The sequence below is a fragment of the Oliverpabstia sp. genome (genome assembly GCF_022785585.1).
Taxonomy (GTDB): Bacteria; Bacillota; Clostridia; order Lachnospirales; family Lachnospiraceae; genus Oliverpabstia; species Oliverpabstia intestinalis.
Window position 1 is genome coordinate 16,668 of record NZ_JALFPR010000125.1, and the last position, 20,170, is coordinate 36,837.

Annotated in this window: 18 protein-coding genes and 1 tRNA gene; 16 read left to right on the forward strand and 3 right to left on the reverse strand. The window is 42.3% G+C overall.

Going from position 1 to position 20,170, the window contains the following annotated elements; all coding sequences use genetic code 11:
* Positions 1 to 112: 112 nt before the first annotated feature.
* The 14 genes from MSA64_RS08760 (at position 113) to MSA64_RS08825 (ending at position 14,804) form a co-directional block, all read left to right on the forward strand.
* Entirely contained in the window at positions 113 to 1,474 is a 1,362-nt protein-coding gene (locus MSA64_RS08760; protein WP_287891361.1) for a citrate/2-methylcitrate synthase, read from the forward strand.
* 27 nt (positions 1,475 to 1,501) lie between these two features.
* A complete protein-coding gene (locus MSA64_RS08765) occupies positions 1,502 to 2,356 on the forward strand; it encodes a patatin-like phospholipase family protein (protein ID WP_215637245.1) in 855 nt (284 codons plus the stop codon).
* 21 nt (positions 2,357 to 2,377) lie between these two features.
* Positions 2,378 to 2,887, forward strand: a complete 510-nt coding sequence (locus MSA64_RS08770) for a YqeG family HAD IIIA-type phosphatase (protein WP_117524378.1) — start codon at positions 2,378 to 2,380, stop codon at positions 2,885 to 2,887.
* 120 nt (positions 2,888 to 3,007) lie between these two features.
* Positions 3,008 to 3,565, forward strand: coding sequence for an elongation factor P (gene efp / locus MSA64_RS08775; RefSeq protein WP_022172588.1), 558 nt, complete (start codon positions 3,008 to 3,010; stop codon positions 3,563 to 3,565).
* 350 nt (positions 3,566 to 3,915) lie between these two features.
* On the forward strand, positions 3,916 to 4,776 hold the full coding sequence (locus MSA64_RS08780) for a DUF5688 family protein (protein ID WP_154431675.1): 861 nt from the start codon (positions 3,916 to 3,918) through the stop codon (positions 4,774 to 4,776).
* Positions 4,777 to 4,915: 139 nt separating this feature from the next.
* A tRNA-Arg gene (locus MSA64_RS08785) sits at positions 4,916 to 4,988 on the forward strand.
* Between the two features lie 72 nt (positions 4,989 to 5,060).
* Complete coding sequence (locus tag MSA64_RS08790) at positions 5,061 to 5,978, forward strand: SH3 domain-containing protein (protein WP_118316146.1); 918 nt, start codon at positions 5,061 to 5,063, stop codon at positions 5,976 to 5,978.
* 115 nt (positions 5,979 to 6,093) lie between these two features.
* Positions 6,094 to 6,855: a 23S rRNA pseudouridine(2604) synthase RluF gene (rluF, locus tag MSA64_RS08795; RefSeq protein WP_154431673.1), complete on the forward strand. Its 762-nt coding sequence runs from the start codon at positions 6,094 to 6,096 to the stop codon at positions 6,853 to 6,855.
* Complete coding sequence (gene ligA / locus MSA64_RS08800; RefSeq protein ID WP_235904393.1) at positions 6,852 to 8,831, forward strand: NAD-dependent DNA ligase LigA; 1,980 nt, start codon at positions 6,852 to 6,854, stop codon at positions 8,829 to 8,831. Before rluF ends, ligA begins: the two co-directional genes overlap by 4 nt.
* A 128-nt stretch (positions 8,832 to 8,959) precedes the next feature.
* Positions 8,960 to 10,552, forward strand: a complete 1,593-nt coding sequence (gene cls, locus MSA64_RS08805; protein WP_442945320.1) for a cardiolipin synthase — start codon at positions 8,960 to 8,962, stop codon at positions 10,550 to 10,552.
* Positions 10,553 to 10,581: 29 nt separating this feature from the next.
* Complete coding sequence (metA, locus tag MSA64_RS08810) at positions 10,582 to 11,502, forward strand: homoserine O-acetyltransferase MetA (RefSeq protein WP_022172582.1); 921 nt, start codon at positions 10,582 to 10,584, stop codon at positions 11,500 to 11,502.
* A 197-nt stretch (positions 11,503 to 11,699) separates the two neighbouring features.
* The gene (locus MSA64_RS08815) at positions 11,700 to 12,011 is read left to right on the forward strand and encodes a hypothetical protein (RefSeq protein WP_227338198.1); all 312 of its coding nucleotides are present in this window, start codon (positions 11,700 to 11,702) and stop codon (positions 12,009 to 12,011) included.
* Between the two features lie 133 nt (positions 12,012 to 12,144).
* On the forward strand, positions 12,145 to 13,776 hold the full coding sequence (locus tag MSA64_RS08820; RefSeq protein WP_117524315.1) for an ABC-F family ATP-binding cassette domain-containing protein: 1,632 nt from the start codon (positions 12,145 to 12,147) through the stop codon (positions 13,774 to 13,776).
* A gap of 203 nt (positions 13,777 to 13,979) precedes the next feature.
* On the forward strand, positions 13,980 to 14,804 hold the full coding sequence (locus MSA64_RS08825) for a cytochrome c biogenesis CcdA family protein (RefSeq protein ID WP_154431671.1): 825 nt from the start codon (positions 13,980 to 13,982) through the stop codon (positions 14,802 to 14,804).
* 507 nt (positions 14,805 to 15,311) lie between these two features.
* Here MSA64_RS08825 and MSA64_RS08830 read toward each other — a convergent pair.
* The 3 genes from MSA64_RS08830 to MSA64_RS08840 all read right to left on the reverse strand — a co-directional run bounded on the left by MSA64_RS08830 (position 15,312) and on the right by MSA64_RS08840 (position 17,840).
* Complete coding sequence (locus MSA64_RS08830; RefSeq protein WP_154431670.1) at positions 15,312 to 15,959, reverse strand: CatA-like O-acetyltransferase; 648 nt, start codon at positions 15,957 to 15,959, stop codon at positions 15,312 to 15,314.
* A gap of 85 nt (positions 15,960 to 16,044) precedes the next feature.
* Positions 16,045 to 16,770 (reverse strand): glucosamine-6-phosphate deaminase, encoded by a 726-nt coding sequence (gene nagB / locus MSA64_RS08835; RefSeq protein ID WP_106493397.1) that lies wholly within the window; start codon positions 16,768 to 16,770, stop codon positions 16,045 to 16,047.
* Positions 16,771 to 16,928: 158 nt separating this feature from the next.
* Positions 16,929 to 17,840, reverse strand: a complete 912-nt coding sequence (locus MSA64_RS08840; RefSeq protein WP_154431668.1) for an AraC family transcriptional regulator — start codon at positions 17,838 to 17,840, stop codon at positions 16,929 to 16,931.
* A 228-nt stretch (positions 17,841 to 18,068) separates the two neighbouring features.
* Here MSA64_RS08840 and MSA64_RS08845 point away from each other — a divergent pair, with 228 nt between their 5' ends.
* Both MSA64_RS08845 and MSA64_RS08850 read left to right on the forward strand, forming a co-directional pair.
* The gene (locus tag MSA64_RS08845; RefSeq protein WP_118617901.1) at positions 18,069 to 18,995 is read left to right on the forward strand and encodes a nucleotidyltransferase family protein; all 927 of its coding nucleotides are present in this window, start codon (positions 18,069 to 18,071) and stop codon (positions 18,993 to 18,995) included.
* A gap of 1 nt (position 18,996) precedes the next feature.
* Complete coding sequence (locus MSA64_RS08850; protein WP_118316150.1) at positions 18,997 to 20,109, forward strand: phosphotransferase enzyme family protein; 1,113 nt, start codon at positions 18,997 to 18,999, stop codon at positions 20,107 to 20,109.
* Positions 20,110 to 20,170: the final 61 nt, after the last annotated feature.

Consider the following 20,170-nt stretch of genomic DNA (forward strand, 5'->3'; position numbering starts at 1 on the left):
ACAGACATGAAAAAAGCAGAGTAATAAAAGAAAAATCAGATAATATGAAAAATAAGCAACGTAATTATTAAAAAGTCTGACAGTTACGAATAAAAGGACAGGAGGAAAGAATATGGCGGGATTTAAATTAAAAGTAACACCGGAGATGGAAAGCTTAACACAGGTATGTGTGGAAAACAGTAAGATGGATCCGTCTCTGTATGGAAAATACGATGTAAAACGTGGGCTGCGTGATGTCAACGGAAAAGGTGTGCTGGCAGGTCTGACACAGATTTCGTCCATTTGTTCCACAGATGTGGTGGATGGGAAAACAGTTCCCTGTGAAGGAAGATTATACTATCGCGGGTATGATATCCATGAACTGACGCAGGGATTTTTAAGAGAACAGCGTTTTGGATTTGAAGAAGTTACTTATCTGCTGTTATTCGGAAAGCTACCCAACGAAAAAGAACTGGCAGACTTTAAGGTCCTGCTGGCGGGCCAGCGATCTCTGCCTAAGAACTTTGTCCGCGATGTTATCATGAAAGCACCGACCAAGGATATGATGAATACGTTATCCAGAAGTGTGCTGACGTTATATGCCTATGATCATAATGCGGATGATACTTCTCTGCCGAATGTCCTACGTCAGTGTCTGAATCTTATCAGTGTTTTTCCGATGCTGTCGGTATACAGTTATCAGGCATACAATCATTATATCAAAGGAAAAAGTCTGTATATCCATAATCCGGATCCGAAACTTTCTGTTGCAGAAAATATTTTGCTGATGCTTCGTCCGGATATGCAGTATACGCAGTTAGAGGCAACGATTCTGGATCTTGCACTGGTGCTGCATATGGAGCATGGTGGTGGTAATAACTCAACATTTACCACTCATGTGGTGACTTCTTCAGGAACAGACACGTATTCGGCAGTAGCAGCCGCCCTGGGTTCCCTGAAAGGACCGAAGCACGGTGGTGCCAATATCAAAGTAGTCCAGATGTTCAAAGACATGAAAAAACAGGTGAAAGACTGGACGGATGAGGAAGAAGTAGGAGCTTACCTTCGCGCGCTGCTTCATAAAGAAGCTTTTGATAAAAAAGGCCTGATCTATGGAATGGGGCACGCTGTATATTCCATTTCCGATCCGAGAGCAGAAATCTTCAAAGGGTTTGTACAGAAATTGGCCCATGAAAAGGGCAAAGACAAAGACTTTGCACTTTACAGTATGGTAGAACAGCTGGCACCGAAGATTATTGGAGAAGAGTGTCATATTTATAAGGGCGTAAGTGCCAATGTGGATTTCTACAGCGGATTTGTGTACAGCATGCTGGATCTTCCGACCGAGCTGTTCACACCAATGTTTGCCATTGCACGTATCGTCGGCTGGAGTGCACCCCGGATGGAAGAACTGATCAATATGGATAAGATTATTCGTCCGGCTTATAAAACAGTAAAAGAAGAAGAAATTTACCGTCCTCTGGAAGAACGGTAAACAAAGAAGAAAGGAAGCGTTACAAACATGAAACGAGCAGGTCTGGTACTGGAAGGTGGAGCAAACAGGGGTGTTTTTACCAGCGGAGCACTGGACTATCTGATGGAACAGGATTTTTATATTCCGTATGTGGTTGGAACTTCCGCAGGTGCGTGCAATGCGGTGGATTATGTGTCAAGGCAGCCACTGCGTACAAAGAACTGTACCATTATTACGGATAAGAAGAAGCGTTATGTAACAATAAAAAATACACTGAAGACGGGAACATTGCTGGATATGGATCTGATTTTTGAAAAATATCCGAATGAAATCTTTCCGTTTGATTTTGATACTTTCCTGAATTCGGACATGCAGTGCGAGATGGTGGTGACCAACTGCATTACAGGAAAAGCGGAATATCTGAGCGAACACTCCAGTGCAAAACGGATGATGGATATCTGCAGAGCGTCGTGCAGTATGCCGCTGGCGACGAAAACAGTATTTGTGGACGGCATTCCGTATGTGGATGGTGGAGTGGCCGATTCCATCCCCATCATCCATTCCCTGAAGACAGGACATCAGAGAAATGTAATCATTCTGACCAGAAATAAAGGCTATCGGAAACATTCCAGCGGAAAACAGGACCGTCTGTTTGAACTCGCTTACGGAAAGAAATATCCGAAACTGGTCGAAGTACTCGAACAGCGTGCAAAAGTCTATAACAAGACGTTGTATTATATTGACAAATGGGAAAAAGAAGGAAAAGTATTTGTTCTCAGACCGGAGATCGAGCCGGTAGCCCGTCTGGAGCGGGATACACAGAAGCTGGAGAACTTTTATCAGCATGGTTATGATCTGATGGAAGAGAAATTTGAGGAAATGAAATGGTTTTTAAACCGTTGATTAGAGGGAGAACAAAAGATGCTGTTTGAAACATTTTATCCGGATACCTGGGTGGATTCCACCTATCAGATTGATTTTGATGAACTGTATAAAAAAGGATACCGTGGCCTTATCTTTGATATCGACAATACTCTGGTACCTCATGGAGAACCGGCAGATGAGCGGGCGAAAGCGTTGTTTGCGCATCTGAAAGAGCTTGGTTTTTCCTGCTGTCTGTTGTCGAACAATCAGCTGGAGCGTGTGCAGATGTTCAACAGAGATGTGCAGGTGCATTATATCGAGGATGCACATAAGCCTTCCCGCAAAAATTATCTGAAAGCGATGGAACTGATGGGCACGGATTTGTCTGATACTGTGTTTATCGGTGATCAGCTGTTTACTGATGTGTATGGGGCAAAGAGGACAGGAATGGCGAACATCCTTGTGAAACCGATCCATCCGAAAGAAGAGATTCAGATTATACTGAAACGGTATCTGGAGAAAATTGTTTTGCATTTTTATCAGAAAAACAGGAAATCTGGTCGTATTTGAAAAAATTAGTTGAAAAATCCCTGTAGTTATTATAGAATATGAGTAGCCAAGCTCAAATATATTAAGAAGGCAGATACCCGGAAATCACCGGGTATTGTGAGTTATAAGGAGGAATATCATATGATTTCAGCAGGAGATTTCAGAAACGGTGTAACATTGGAAATCGATGGAAACGTTGTTCAGATTCTCGAGTTTCAGCATGTAAAACCTGGTAAAGGTGCAGCTTTTGTAAGAACAAAATTAAAAAATGTCATCAACGGTGGTGTGGTAGAAAAAACTTTCAGACCTACTGAAAAATTCCCACAGGCTCGTATCGACAGAGTAGATATGCAGTATCTGTATGCAGATGGGGATCTGTTCAACTTTATGAATATGGAAACTTATGATCAGATGGCAGTTGATAAAGATACTGTTGGCGATTCTCTGAAATTTGTAAAAGAGAACGAAACTGTTAAAGTATGTTCTTATAACGGAAGTGTATTCGCTATCGAGCCGCCTCTGTTTGTAGAACTGGAGATCACTGAAACAGAACCTGGATTCAAAGGTGATACCGCTCAGGGTGCTACAAAACCTGCAACTGTTGAAACAGGCGCACAGGTAAACGTACCTCTGTTTGTAAATCAGGGAGATAAAATCAAAATCGATACCAGAACAGGTGAATATCTGTCCAGAGTATAAGATTTAACAGTCGAAATTGATAACAGATCGTAAAGCCCCGGAAAATACAGGATTTTCCGGGGCTTTGTTTTTGAAGCATTGCATAGCAGCAATTGGCAGTGGATCAGTTTAGAGTATGCGGTATGTCTCGGGGTTTCTGTGGCCTTTGCTCACAAAAAACACATCACAGGATATTACCGGTGAACAATAATTGTTGATGGTAACAATGCAGACAGATACAAGAAATTGCTTGCATTTTTAAGAGAAAACATGTATGATATAAAAGTAATTTACATTTCTATTTCAGTGATGTTTCGTCACATTTTCCCCATATGAACATCTGAAATTCATAAAAATCAAAGGAGAACAATTTGAATTATCAGGAATTTCGATGTGAATTTTTAGAACGAATGAAAGAAGTTATGGAAGAGGGGGTGAGTATTACCACCGAAAAAATCAACAAAAATAACGGGGTCGTTATGGAAGGTCTTGTATTAAAAAGTGAGAATGCCCGGGTTGCTTCGATCTTTTATATGGAAGATTATTTTTCTTACTGGGAAAAAGGAGTTCCGCTAGAACAGCTGGTTCGGAAAGTGATGTGGCAATTTGAACATTGCAAACCTCAGATGGATGTGGAAACGGATTTTTTTCAAAATTATCAGGAAATCAAAGAAAACATCTGTTTTAAACTGATTAATTACGAGAGAAACCGGGAACTGTTAAAAAAAGTCCCGCATAAGCGAATCCTGGATCTGGCGATGGTATTTTATTATCGGATCCAGAAAGATGAGACAATGCAGGCAACCATTCTGATAGAGTATGCTCATCTGAACGCATGGAAAATTACGCAGGAAGAACTGATCGAAAATGCAAAACGATATACATATCTAAAACTGCCGGCAGAATTTATTAATATGAAGGGTCTGCTGGGTCTGGTACAGGGAAAAGAAAAGCAAATGTATGTTTTGACTAATAAAGAACGGTCACTGGGAGCAGGAACATTCTTATATCCGGGCGTGTTAAAACAGGCTGAAGAACTTCTGGGAGAGCGATTCTATGTGTTGCCAAGCAGTATTCATGAATGTATTCTGATCCCGGAGGAGGAAGGAATGTATCAGGAAGCACTGACAGAAATTGTAACGGAAATCAATGAAAGTCAGGTCGATCCGAAGGAGGTTCTGTCGGATCAGGCGTATTTTTACAGTGCGGAAGATAAAAGAGTTCATTTGTGAAAGCAGCAGATGACGGATAAGTTTTAGGTTACTGGGAACGGAGTGAACAGTAACAGTTTTAGCGAACAAGACTCTTTACAAACGAGAACAGATGTGTTATTATTTATAAATGTGAGTAAGGTAAAAGTCTCACGGATACGCATCTGTAGCTCAGGGGATAGAGCAATGGTTTCCGGTACCATGTGTCGGGGGTTCGAATCCCTCCAGATGCGTTTCTTTTTACATTTTTCCAGAAGAACGGAAGAAAAATCAGGATCGTACCCAATCATAAGGAGGCATACGATATGGATGATTTCAGAGAATGGCTGTCAGATAATCTTAGATATTTCATGTTGGGATTTGGCATTCTGGCAGTGGTATTGATTTTATTTTTCGGTGTTCGTTTTATTTCCTCAAAATTTGGAAATCAGAAAACAACCGAACCGAAACAGGAGACACAGCAGGAGACGGAAACACCGACTCCGACGCAGGAAGCAGAAGAAACACCGGCAACAACCGCGGAACCGGAAACAACACCGGCAGCAGGAGAGCTGGAACTGAATGCCTATCCGCAGGTCAATGCACTGATAGAAAAATATTATGCAGCACTGACAGGCAAAGACGTGCAGAGTTTAAAAGAACTGGTGGATGAACTGGATCCGTCAGATGAAAGTGCGATCACGAATTCTCAGTATATTGAAGGATACAGTAACGTACAGGTATATACAAAAAAAGGCATGACAGATACCAGTTATGTGGTATTTGCAGCTTATGATCATAAGTATGTGGGTTATGATACACTTCTGCCAGGAATCAGTTATCTATATGTGGATACAAAAGAAGATGGAAGTTTGTATATTGTGGCAGATCCGAACGAGGAACAGCTTGCATATATCAGTGAACAGCTTGAAGATGCCAAGGTACAGGAACTGCTGAACAGTACACAGGCATCTTATGATGAAAAACTGGCTTCTGATGAAGCTTTGTCAAAATATCTGTCAGAGCTTGGAGTGGAAGGATCTGCGGCCATGGAAGCAGCAGAAGGGGCGCAGATTACCGTAAAATCCAATTGCAATATCAGAAAAGAACCATCGCAGGATGCAGAATCCATCGGCAAACTGGTGGGTGGACAGACTGTGACCAAGACCGGTGAGGATGGAGATTGGATTAAAATTGAATTTGAAGGACAAACTGGCTATGTAAGGGGCGATATGTTCCAGTAGACAGGAGAAAAAGGACTGTTGCCTTGATCGATTTCAGAAGCTATTCTGAAAAGGTTAAAGTAACAGCCTTTTGCTTTACAGGGAAAAAGAACCCGAACACCGGAGGAGTAAAAGAATGGAAAGTATTCGGCTGAATAAATATTTGAGTGATGCAGGAATCTGTTCCAGGAGACAGGCAGATCGCTGGATAGAAGAAAAAAGAATAACAGTGAACGGAGAAATTGCCGGAATGGGAATGAAAGTTGCACCGGACAGCGAGGTATGCCTGGATGGAAAACCGATTAAAAAAGAAGAGAAAAAAGTTCTTCTGGCGATGAATAAACCTGCGGGGATTGTCTGTACTGCGGAGAAGAGAGAAAGAAATAATATTGTGGATTACATGAAGTATCCGAAACGAATCTATCCGGTGGGAAGACTGGATAAAGATTCTACCGGGCTGTTACTGCTGACGAATGACGGAGAACTGGTTAACAAGATCATGCGTGCCGGCAATTATCATGAAAAAGAATATCTGGTATCGGTAAATAAACCGGTAACGGAGGAATTCTGCAGAAAAATGAGTCGCGGAGTGGCGATTCTTGATACAGTGACCCGTCCCTGTAAAGTGGAAAAAACAGGAGAAAAAAGTTTCCGGATCATTTTGACACAGGGATTAAATCGGCAGATTCGGCGGATGTGTGAGACACTGGGATATCGGGTGATGACTCTGCAAAGAGTCAGGATCATGAATATTCGACTGGGAAGTTTAAAGGAAGGAACCTGGAGGAACATCGAGGGAGAAGAACGAAAAGAACTGGATGCCCTGTTGTCTGATTCCAGTTCTTTGTCCGTGAAAGAACGAAATGAAAAACAGAGAGAAAGAAGAGGTGGCATATGAACGCAGAAAAAAGACAACAGGCGATCCGACGGATGAAAGAACTGTCGGGAATACTGAAAGAAGCATCCCGCGCATATTATGCTGAGGACAGGGAAATCATGAGCAATCTGGAATATGATGCACTGTATGATGAACTGGTAAAACTGGAAGAAGAGACACAGATGGTCCTGGCAGGAAGTGCTACGACTACAGTGGGATATGAGGCGGTGGATGAACTGCCGAAAGAGGCACATGAAAGTCCGATGCTTTCTCTGGATAAAACAAAAGACAGGGAAGTGTTACGAGGATTCATAGGGGATCACAAAACATTGCTCTCCTGGAAAATGGATGGCCTGACGGTGGTTCTCACTTATTATCAGGGAAAATTGCAAAAAGCAGTAACACGTGGGAATGGAGTAGTTGGTGAGGTGATCACCAATAATGTACGGGTATTTGATAATATTCCGTTAAAGATTCCATATCAGGGAGAACTGACTCTTCGCGGAGAGGCAATTATAACATATTCTGAGTTTGAAAAAATCAACAGTCAAATTGAGGATGTGGATGCAAAATATAAGAATCCAAGAAATTTATGCAGCGGTTCGGTACGCCAGTTAAACAATGAGATCACAGCAAAACGGCATGTACGTTTTTATGCATTTTCGCTGGTAAAAGCAGATGGAGTAGATTTTGAAAATTCCAGACAAAAACAGATGGAATGGTTGAAAGATCAGGGGTTTGAAGTGGTGGAGTATCGTGTGGTGACAGGAGCTGAACTGGATGATGCGATGGAATATTTTGCAACACGGATTGAACAAAACGATTTTCCATCGGATGGACTGGTGGCGCTGTATGATGATATTGCCTATGGTGAGTCCCTGGGAAGAACAGCCAAATTTCCACGGAATGCTTTTGCGTTTAAATGGGCAGATGAGATGGTGGAGACTACACTTGAGCAAATCGAATGGAGCCCGTCTAGAACCGGTCTGATCAATCCGGTGGCAATTTTCACGCCGGTGGAGCTGGAAGGATCTACAGTGAGTCGGGCAAGTGTGCATAATATCAGCATTATGCGAAAACTGGAACTTGGCATTGGTGACCGGATCAGAGTTTACAAAGCCAATATGATCATTCCACAGATTGGCGAAAATCTCACGAAAAGCGGTGTAAAAGATATTCCTTCCACCTGCCCGGCATGCGGAGGAAAAACTGTGATCGAAAAGGTGAATGATGTGGAAGCCTTATATTGCAGGAATCCGGAATGTCCGGCAAAGGCAATTAAAGGGTTTACATTATTTGTCAGTCGGGATGCGATGAATATCGATGGCCTGTCGGAGGCAACACTGGAGAAATTCATTGCCAGAGGTTTTATCAAGAATTTTGGGGATATTTTTGAAATCGGCAAACATAAAGATGAGATCATCCGGATGGAGGGATTTGGAGAAAAATCATATGAAAATCTGATAGAAAGTCTGAAACGGGCGAAAAAGACAGAACTTCCAAGGGTGCTATATGCACTGGGTATTCCCAATATCGGTCTTGCCAATGCAAAGATGATCTGCAAAGAACTGAATTATGATATGGAAAAGATTCGTTATGCATCGGAAGAAGAACTGGCGGCGATTGACGGTATTGGCCCTGTTATAGCAAAGAGTTTTGTGAACTACTTTAAAAAAGAAGGAACACAGGAAAAACTAGATCATCTGCTGTCGCATCTCGAAATCGAATCGGCACCAAAGCAGCTAGAAACGCAGATTTTTGAGAACATGAATTTTGTGATCACCGGAAGTGTGGAACATTTTGCCAATCGAAAAGAAGTGAAAGAGGAGATTGAGAAGAGGGGCGGAAAAGTAACGGGAAGCGTGACTTCGAAGACTTCATATCTGATCAATAATGATACCCGGTCGGCCTCTTCAAAAAATCGAAAAGCAAAAGAACTGGGAATTCCAATCATTTCGGAAGAGATGTTTCTCAAGATGATAGAAGAGGGAGTATAAGTTCGCTGCATTGACTTTCAGAGGCAGATTGAGTAGAATGTACAGTAACAATGGAGAAAAGAACGAAAGAAAATATGAAAAAAAGACAGAAGATACCATGGTGGAACAGAAAGAATCAGGTGCATATAATGGGAAAAATTCAGAGAATTCGGGAATCGAAAACGGGAAAGACAATAGTAAAAAAAGGAAAGAGTGGCATTGGCCGGATTCTGTTTGGGCGAACCGGAATCATCCTTCTGTTACTGCTTTTGCAGCTGGGGATTCTTTTTATTGTGTTCAGCAGACTGCAACAGCATATAATTTATGCTTACTGGCTGTTTGTCCTGCTCTCCGCGCTGACAGCGATACTGATTATCAATCGACCGGGAAATCCGGCGTTTAAGCTGGCGTGGATGGTTCCGATTACATTCTTTCCGGTTTTCGGTATGCTGCTGTATCTGTTTGTGGAATTTCAGGCGGAAACAGTGTGGCTGAATCATCGTCTTCAAAATGTGGAACAGCAGATGCGAAAATATGTTTTGCAAGATCCTGATGTTTTTGAAGAACTGGAAAAGATAGATAAACGGGTTGCCAATTTATCCAGATATGTGACAGAAAAAGGTGGTTTTCCGACGTATAAAAATTATCATACGACATATTACCCATGGGGGAAAGACAAATTCGAAGCATTAATTGAAGAACTGAATAAAGCGGAGAAATTCATTTTCATGGAGTACTTCATTGTTGCGGAAGGAAAAATGTGGAACACTGTGCTGGAGATTTTGAAAAAGAAGGTACAGGAGGGCGTGGAAGTCCGGTTTATGTATGACGGTACCTGTAGTATTTCACTGCTCCCGTATAATTATCCGAAAAAACTGGAGGAATACGGAATCAGATGTAAGATATTCAATCCCATCAAACCGGCACTATCTACGGTGCAGAATAACCGTGACCACAGAAAAATTGTAGTGATTGATGGAAAGACAGCTTTTACCGGTGGTGTTAATCTTGCAGACGAATATATCGGAGAACTGGAAAGGTTTGGAACCTGGAAAGATACTGCGATTATGGTTCAGGGAGAGGCGGTAAGAAACTTTACTCTGATGTTTCTGGAAATATGGAACGTAGATGAACCGCAGGAGGATTATGAAAAATATCTGGATGCATCTTATTGTTATGGCATGACGGAAGGGGAAGGCTATGTGATTCCTTACGGTGACAGTCCGCTGGATCATGAGAATGTGGGCGAGCTTGTCTATATGGATATTCTGAACAGTGCAAAAGATTATGTGCATATTATGACGCCATATCTGATTCTGGATCATGAGATGCTCACGGCACTTACATATGCGGCAAAACGTGGTGTGGATGTAAAGATTATTATGCCGGGGATTCCGGATAAAGCGTATGCGTTTGCACTGGCAAAGACTTACTATCCTGAACTTTTGCGGGCAGGTGTGAAGATTTATCAGTATAAACCTGGTTTTGTCCATGCAAAATCTTTCACTTCAGATGACTGTAAAGGGGTAGTGGGAACTATCAATCTGGATTACCGGAGTCTGTTTCTGCATTTTGAATGTGCAGTATATTTGTACCAGGTACCACAGATTGCAGATGTGGAGGCAGATTTTCAGGAGACGTTGAAAGACTGTCGGGAAATCAGCATGGAAGACTGGAAAAATGAGAAATTTATTACGAAATTGACGGGAAGAGTACTTCGACTGATTGCCCCGTTGATGTAAATTAAAAAGTAGACAGGAGATGTGTAACAATGCCGATTAAGATACAAAGCGATTTACCGGTAAAAGAGATTCTGGAACAGGAAAATATATTTGTCATGGATGATACCCGTGCGATGCACCAGGATATTCGTCCGATTCAGATCCTGATTCTGAATCTGATGCCATTAAAGGAAGAGACAGAACTTCAGCTGCTCCGCTCTCTGTCCAACACACCGTTGCAGATTGATGTGACCTTTATGGCAGTGGCGAGTCATGAAGCAAAGAATACTTCCCGAAGCCATTTGAATAAGTTTTATATAAGCTTTGAACAGGTGAAAGAACAGAAATTTGACGGTATGATCATTACCGGAGCACCGGTAGAACAGATGGAGTTTGAAGAAGTGGATTATTGGGAAGAACTGACAGAGATCATGGAGTGGAGCAAAAGTCATGTGACATCCACTATTCATCTTTGCTGGGGCGCGCAGGCGGGACTGTATTACCACTACGGACTGAAAAAACGTCAGCTGTCAAAGAAAATGTTCGGTCTGTTCTGGCATGAAGTGCAGAACAGAAAGATTCCCCTGGTGCGTGGTTTTGATGATCTGTTTCTGGCACCCCATTCCCGTCATACAGAAGTTTCAGCAGAAGATATTCACAATTGTAAAGCGCTGACCGTACTGGCAGAATCCAGAGAAGCAGGAGTTTTTCTATGTATGGCAATGGGTGGACGTCAGATTTTTGTTATGGGACATCCGGAATATGACCGGGTGACACTGGACGGAGAATATAAGAGAGATAAAGGTAAAGGACTGGAAATTGAAATTCCGGCTAATTATTACCCGGGGAATGATCCGGAGCTTCGCCCGAGACTTCTGTGGAGAGCACATGCAAATAATCTGTATACCAACTGGTTAAATTACTATGTATATCAGTGTACGCCATATGATCTTGAAGGAACGCCGTTCTAAAGAGAAAAATCTGTCGAAACCTGTCAGAAAATCAGGAACGAATCTTTGGGTTTTCAAAGAAAGTACGTTGCTAAAAAAATATCCGCCATCTATAATAAAAGCATGAAGCACAGAGCACGTTAAAAAACAATGTGTGGATGTTACAAAAAATAAAAATATGTACGTGACAAAGATGGCGTACAGGAAAGGATGCGTATGTGAGATACGAAAGTGAAGAAAAGAAAAATCTGATTTTCGACCTGATGAACGGAAGTCTGGTCCTGGATGAAGTAAAAGATCTGTGGAAAGACCAGGTAGTAGATGAATTCGCCAAAGGGTCTTACTGCAGTGAACTTTACGAAGAAGTGTATCAGGCAAAAGTGTCATTATGTAATCGTCTCGGAGTACAGGAAGACAGTGATATTGAGACAGTTATTTCCAATTTGCTGCTGATCGGAAAACATCTTTCGATGAAGATGTTTGATTACGGAATGGAAGAAGAACGAAAACAAGAGAAAAAACACATTTGATGAAATTTCCTCTTGCAAATCTGGAGATTTCCTGTAAAATAGTATAGGATTATATGGAAAGCCGGTGGTCTGTAAAGATCTCCGGCTTCGTATATGAGCAACCAGAAACTTTCATAGAGGAAAGGAAACGAATATGATTGCAGCAAATAATGTAACATTGCGAATTGGAAAAAAAGCTTTATTTGAAGATGTAAATATTAAATTCACTGAAGGAAACTGTTATGGACTGATTGGTGCCAATGGTGCCGGAAAGTCTACCTTTCTGAAGATTCTCTCCGGACAGTTAGAAACTACGAATGGTGATATCACTATCACACCAGGACAGAGACTTTCTTTCCTGCAGCAGGATCATTTCAAATATGATGCGTATCAGGTGCTGGATACCGTAATTATGGGAAATGCCCGTCTGTATGAAATTATGAAAGAAAAAGAACAAATTTATGCAAAAGAAGACTTTACCGAAGAAGATGGTATCCGTGCCAGTGAACTGGAAGCAGAATTTGCAGAGATGGATGGTTGGAATGCAGAATCCGATGCCGAGCAGCTGTTAAATGGTCTTGGAATTCCGACCGAGCTGCATTATGCACAGATGGCAGACCTGAATGGTTCTGAAAAAGTGAAAGTTCTGCTTGCACAGGCGCTGTTCGGTAATCCGGATATCCTGTTGCTTGATGAGCCGACAAACCATTTGGACCTGGATGCGATCGCATGGCTTGAAGAGTTTTTGATTAACTTTGAAAACACGGTTATTGTGGTGTCCCACGACCGTTATTTCCTGAATAAAGTGTGTACTCATACTGCTGATATTGATTATGGTAAGATTCAGCTGTATGCAGGTAACTACGATTTCTGGTTTGAGTCCAGTCAGTTGCTGGTAAAACAGATGAAGGAAGCAAACAAGAAGAAAGAAGAAAAGATCAAAGAACTGCAGGAGTTCATCTCCCGGTTCAGTGCAAATGCTTCCAAATCAAAACAGGCGACTTCCCGTAAGAAAGCCCTGGAAAAGATTCAGCTGGATGAGATCCGGCCTTCCAGCAGAAAATATCCATATATTGATTTCCGTCCGAACCGTGAGATCGGTAATGAGGTGTTGATGGTGGAAAATCTTTCTAAGACCATTGACGGCGTGAAGATTCTGGACAATATTTCCTTTACACTGGGAAGAGAAGACAAAGTTGCATTGGTTGGTGGCAATGAGCAGGCAAAAACTGTTTTGTTCAAGATCCTGATGGGTGAGATGGAACCGGATTCCGGTAATTACAAATGGGGTGTAACAACTTCCCAGGCATATTTCCCGAAGGACAATACAAAAGATTTTGATAATGATCTGACGATCGCAGACTGGCTGACGCAGTATTCTGAGATCAAGGATGCCACTTATGTACGTGGATTTCTTGGAAGAATGCTATTTGCCGGTGAGGATGGTGTGAAGAAAGTGAAAGTACTTTCCGGAGGTGAGAAAGTACGCTGCCTATTATCTAAGATGATGATTTCCGGTGCGAACATCCTGATTCTGGATGAACCGACCAACCACCTGGATATGGAATCCATCACTGCATTGAACAACGGGCTGATCAAGTTTCCGGGAGTTCTGTTATTTGCATCCCATGATCATCAGTTCGTGCAGACAACAGCAAACCGTATTATGGAAATCATGCCAAACGGATCTATGATCGATAAAATTACAACCTATGATGAATATCTGGCAAGTGATGAGATGGCAAGAAAACGTCAGGTTTATCTGATGCAGGAAGAAGATAATTAAATAATAATAAGAGCGGTTTTATTTATCGAAACAGCTTTATGAGACAAGGAGCACTGCCCGTGAAGTCGGGCAGGCTCCTTGTCTGCGTTTTCGGGGAAATGAAGAAACGTTCATATGTTCAAACGTAATGGTTCCGTACTCTGGTATCCTGACGGAAAGGGAATGCACAGATACATGAAAATCAAAAGAAAAGAGGAGTAATTATGACACATTGTTTAAATACATTAGCAAATTTAATTCAGCAGTATATTTGGCTGGCACCGGTTCTGGCACTGCTGGGAGGTCTTGTGACTTCTTTTACCCCATGCTCGTTATCCAGTGTTCCGATGGTCATTGCCTATATTGGCGGATCAGCAAAAAATGATACAAAAAAGGCATTTCGCCTGTCCCTGACCATGGCGGGCGGTCTTGCACTGACGTTTTTGATCTTTGGTTCACTGGCATCTGTGCTGGGACATTATCTTCATGAGATAGGAGCCTGGTGGTACGGTATCCTTGGGGCAATCATGGTACTGATGGCATTGCAGATCTGGGGTGTGATAAGAATTTTACCGAATCATCCACATGATCACGGAACAGGAGAAGGCCACAGGGAACATGGCTGTGAATGCCATGATCATCACCATCACCATGAAGAAGAACATCATCATCCGGTGGATTGTCAGGAGGGGGACGGACAATGCCACTGCGGTCCAAAAGTAACAAAAAAAGGGTATCTTGGTGCGCTGCTTGCGGGAATGGTGAGTGGAGCGGTGGCTTCTCATTGTTCTACACCGGTGATGATCGCGTTGCTTGCGATGGCGGCTCAGGCCGGGAAGACGGTCTGGGGGATTTTCCTGATGGTAATGTTTGCGATTGGGCACAGTGTTTTACTGGTTACGGCGGGAACGAGTTACAGTGTTGTGGAGAGATGGATGTATGATCCGAAGTATGAAAAGATCAGTAAGACTTTGCGGACAGTGATGGGAGTTTTGATTTTGCTGATCGGGGTGGCTATGATTTATTTGGCAATGGTGCATGAAGGGTAGGAACGAAAAACTACTCGTCATGCAACGGACGAAAGCCCACGCTTGCCAGGTAAGGGCAGACAACCGCTGGCAACGCCAAGCTGAGCTAAGTCCTAAGAAGAACTATGTGCCAGTTCGCGGAGAGCCGCTCACTGTCAAGTTCTTCTAAGGACTGGATCTCATCTTGGCTAAGGGCGCCAGCATAAGGCTGTCTGTCCTTACCGGGCAAGCGTGGGCTTTCTGGTGGTTAGTGACGGCAGGAAAAGATAAGTAAGTGAAGAAAATTGTACAGATATGGAATAAGCTATAGAACTCCCGGTGGTATTAGGAGACAGACTCAAATTTGACTTCGATTACCGGGAGTTCTGTATAGTATCATATTTGTACAGCACTTTTAGTCTAAAGTAAACAAGATAAGGTCTGTTTCATGGATTTTATCTCGTTTTCTCGGCAGATATTAAAGTGTTGTGCAAGCATGGTTTTGGTTCGTTGCCCATGCAAAATAGAGTTTACAGAATGTTTTGTTCATCAGAATTCTCTGCAGCAGTCTTCCAGCAGGTGGAAGAATTGTTCTGCGTGGTAGCCGTCGTTGACGGCGTGGTGGAATTCGGTAGTGATCGGGATTTTTACCCGGCCGTCAACTTCATGATATTTTCCAATCATGACGAAGGGGACGTAACTGACGGTAGGAGTGTTGTAGTGGGTGAAAGAATCTGGTTTGGAGTAACTCAGTGCCGTATAAGTGGTGTTGGGCATAATGGAAATATGTACGTTGTTCAGGTCATCTTCTTTTGGATAGTACAGAGTTTCGCAGGCTTCCCCAAGGGCTTTATCTTCCAGAAATTGTTTATGGAATGCAGCAAAATCCTCGCTATAATCAGTCCACTGATGGGTGAAGAGATGGTTGGAATTTGTGCGAAGCAGAGTGTAATGCGGGTTGACCTGATCGAAGTAACCTACCTGGCCGTTGATTTTGGCATAGCGATAATCCTGATGTCCATTTACGGTTTTGGCGATGCAGTAGCACATGGATGGATAGAATTTCCAGTGATTTTCGTGAATTTTTTTGAGAAACTCCGTGATATCCAGTTCTACAGTCATACAGTACAAATATCCGTGAAAGGCATCGTAGATTTCTTTCCGATCCCATTGTTCATAATCAATTGGAATAAACATAGAAGTAATACCTCCTTTAAAAACAGAAAATGATTTGAAAAAAAGGAACAGTTCTCATACTGTTCCTTTTTAAGATACAATAGAATTACAGGCAGGAAGCCGCCTCTTCATCCAGAACAACGGTTACGTCCGGGTGAAGCTGAAGGATGGAAGCCGGTACCTGAGGACGAACCGGTCCGAAGAGAGCTTCTTTTACAATGGCTGCTTTGTCTTTTCCACTGGCAATCAACAGAATCCGTTTTGCACGCATAATGGTGCCGATTCCCATAGTATAAGCCTGTGTAGGAACATCTTCCGGTTTGTCGAAGAAACGGGCATTTGCCTGGATGGTACTCTCGGTCAGATCCACACAGTGAGTGAATTTAGGGAAATCTTCTGCAGGCTCATTAAAGCCGATATGCCCGTTATGACCAAGACCCAGAAGCTGCAGATCGGTGCCGCCACAGTTCTTTACGATTGCTTCAAAGTCATCGCAGGCTTTCTGCGCATCCGGTTCAGTACCATCTGGAATATGAGTGTGAGCCGGGTCGATATTTACGTGAGAGAACAGATTATCATTCATAAAGTAATAATAGCTCTGATCGTTGCTATGTGTCAGTCCGCGGTATTCGTCTAAATTGACGGTAGTAACTTCAGAAAAATCCAGATCCCCTTTTTTGTACCAGTCTACCAGTGTCTTATAAGCACCGACCGGTGAAGAACCGGTAGCAAGACCCAGAACGCAGTCCGGTTTAGTAATGATCTGTGCGGAAATAATATTGGCAGCTTTTCTGCTCATGTCGTTATAATCTTTTGTTACAATGATTCTCATAAAAACCCTCCTTAGAGATCTTACATATTAAAAAGCGCTGTTCAAATAATGCAGCTGCATCTAAAAATACGTTATCCCATTTACCGCAAAAAAGCAAGGGAAAAGAAAAAACAGAAAGTAGTTACTGAGCACGGAGTGGACAGCAACACCGCCACAAATCAGTGCAGGGCGTTCGCGGCGTCTTCCTCCGATAATGCTTTGATAGAAAGTGCATATTCTGATGGAGACATTCCGGTAAAGGTTTTAAACTGCCTGGAAAAATAATGGATGGAAGTATAGCCGAGAGCATCCGAGATCTCTGTAAAATTTGACTGTTCCTGGCGGATCATCTGTTTGGCTTCCTCGATTTTCAGATAAGAAAAATAATGGATCACGCCGCAGTGCTGTTCTTTCTGGAAAAGTTTTTGCAACTGAGACTTTCCAACCAGATTCGCCTGACAGATCTGATCCAGGGTCAGCTGGCTGTGTAGATGATCCTTCATATATAGCAGGATTCGCTGATAGAGAATGGTATCGTTTTCTTTTTTGGTGGATTTTTCGGAAGGATCCGGTTTCTCTTTTCGATTTAAGCGACGAAGCATCGATAGAAGAAGCAGTTCAAGGTAAAGCTGGATCATCTGCTCTGATGCAAAAGGAGAATCGGTTCGCCGTTCCATTTTCTTGGTAAACGGATTATCCAGTGGTGTTGCGATACAGTGTCGAGCTTCGCGGATAATCTGGGCAAGAAAGGTCTTTTCGGTTTCACTGATGGTGGTGATGAGATTACGAAACTGCTTCATACAGGAAGAATCACAGGAAAAAGAAATGACTACGAGGTTTGGAGCAATTTTCCCGTTTGCCTGTACATTATGGAATTCATTGGGTTCATGAAAGATGATCTGTCCCTGTTGTAAGGTCAGTTTTTTTTCGCCGGCAGTAACAGTAACTTCCCCCTTGTCTACGCATAATAACTCCCAGAAATCATGGGATTCTCCGTGAAAGTGATACGTGTTGGTATATTCAAAATAGTGAATGGTGATAATCTGTGTAATGTGCAGTTCTTCGGTTAAGAGAAACGGCTGGTAGGTCATAGTCAAGCACTCCTTTCGGGAAAAAAGTATCAGATATGTATTTTATGAAAAGAAGTATAAAATAAAAACTGTATAAAAGCAAGTTTTGTGCAAATAAAAGCAAATTTTGTGCAAATCAATAAAAGAGAAAACATGGTAATCTATAGGAAACAGATAACATGAAAGAAATGAAACAGTGGCTACTGAAAAGTTACTAAAAATCATAATGAAAGAAAAGAGGAAGATAACATGAAAAAACCGGTATTGGTAATTATGGCAGCAGGTATGGGAAGTCGTTATGGAGGATTAAAACAGATCGATCCGGTCGATCCGGAAGGCCATATCATTATGGATTTCTCTCTGTATGATGCAAAGAAAGCAGGATTTGAAGAAGTTATTTTCATTATTAAAAAAGAAAATGAAAAAGATTTTAAAGAAACCATAGGAAATCGAATCAGTAAAATCATGAAAGTTTCTTATGTATTCCAGGAACTGACCAATCTTCCGGAAGGCTACCGTGTACCGGAAGGCAGAGTAAAACCATGGGGAACCGGTCATGCAGTGCTGAGCTGTCTGGGAACTCTGGATGCACCGTTTGCAGTTATCAATGCGGATGATTACTACGGAAGTCATGCATTTCAGATGATATATGATTTCCTGACCACCCATGAGGACGATGAAAAATATCACTATCTGATGGTAGGATATATTCTGGAAAATACACTGACCGAGAATGGTCATGTAGCCCGTGGTGTATGCGAGACGGATGCAGACGGTTATCTGATGGGTATTCAGGAACGAACCCATATCGAAAAAAGACCTGATGGTACAACTGCGTATACCGAAGACGATGGCGCGACTTGGACCGTGATTCCGGAAGGAAGCACCGTTTCCATGAATATGTGGGGATTCAGTGCAAGCCTTTTAAAAGAACTGAAAGAACGCTTCCCGGCATTTCTGGATGAAGCAATGAAAACAAACCCGTTAAAGGGAGAGTATTTTCTTCCGTCTGTTGTAAGCGAGCTGCTTGCAGAAGACAAGGCTGATGTAAAAGTCCTGAAATCTCTGGACAAATGGTATGGCGTAACATACAAAGAAGATAAGCCGGTTGTTGTAAATGCTATCTGCAAACTGAAAGCAGAAGGAAAATATCCGGAAAAACTGTGGGAGGAATAAGATCGTGGAGCAGATAACAAAAGAAGAACTTCTGGATGTGACCGGAAAATTCGAACTGGGAAATCATATAGAAGTAGTCAGCGTGGAACCCTATGGAAGCGGACATATCAACGATACGTTCCGCCTTGAAGTAAAGGAAGACGGTAAGGAGAAACTGTATATTCTGCAGAGAATGAATAAAGATATTTTTAAAAATCAGAAAGAGCTGATGGACAATATTTTACAGGTTACCAGTTTTCTGACAGAAAAGATCAAAGAGCAGGGTGGCGATCCGAACCGGGAAACATTGCAGGTTATCCCTACCAAAGAGGGAAAAGCCTATCTGACAGAGGAAAATGGTGATGGATGGAGAGTGTATCCGTTTATTACAGATTCCCTGAGCTTTGATAAGGCAGATACACCGGAAGCAATGAAAAAGAGTGGTTATGCCTTCGGTAATTTCCAGTACCTCTTATCCGATTTCCCGGCGGAAAAGCTTCATGAGACGATACCGGATTTTCATAACACAGTTGATCGTTATGCAAAATTCGAACAGGCGGTACAGAAAGATGTAATGGGAAGAGTAAAAGAAGTGGAAGCAGAGATCAGCTTTATCAAAGAAAGAGAAAAAGACTGTCACTACTTCGGAGATCTGTTGGCAGCAGGGGAGATTCCGCTGCGGGTTACCCATAATGATACCAAATTAAACAACGTGCTGTTTGATAAAGCAAGCGGCAATGCCATCTGCGTCATCGACCTTGATACTGTAATGCCTGGATTTGCAGCCCATGATTTTGGTGATGCGATTCGCTTTGGTGCAAGTACAGCAGCGGAGGATGAAAAAGATCTGAACAAAGTATCCTGTGATATGACTCTTTTCGAAGCGTACTTTAATGGCTTTATGGAAGGATGTCGTGGCAGCCTGACTGACAAAGAAGTGGAAGCACTTCCGATGGGCGCAAAAATCATGACCTTTGAGTGCGGGATGCGTTTCCTGACGGATTATCTGCAGGGAGATACCTATTTCAAAATCCATTATCCGGAACAGAACCTGGATCGTACCAGAACCCAGTTAAAACTGGTTAAAGATATGGAAGAAAAATGGGATATCATGGCACGGATCGTAAGAAACTAAACGATTTTATACATTTTGCCGAATAAAAAAGAAGAGAAAAATCATGAAATGTTTTTTTATA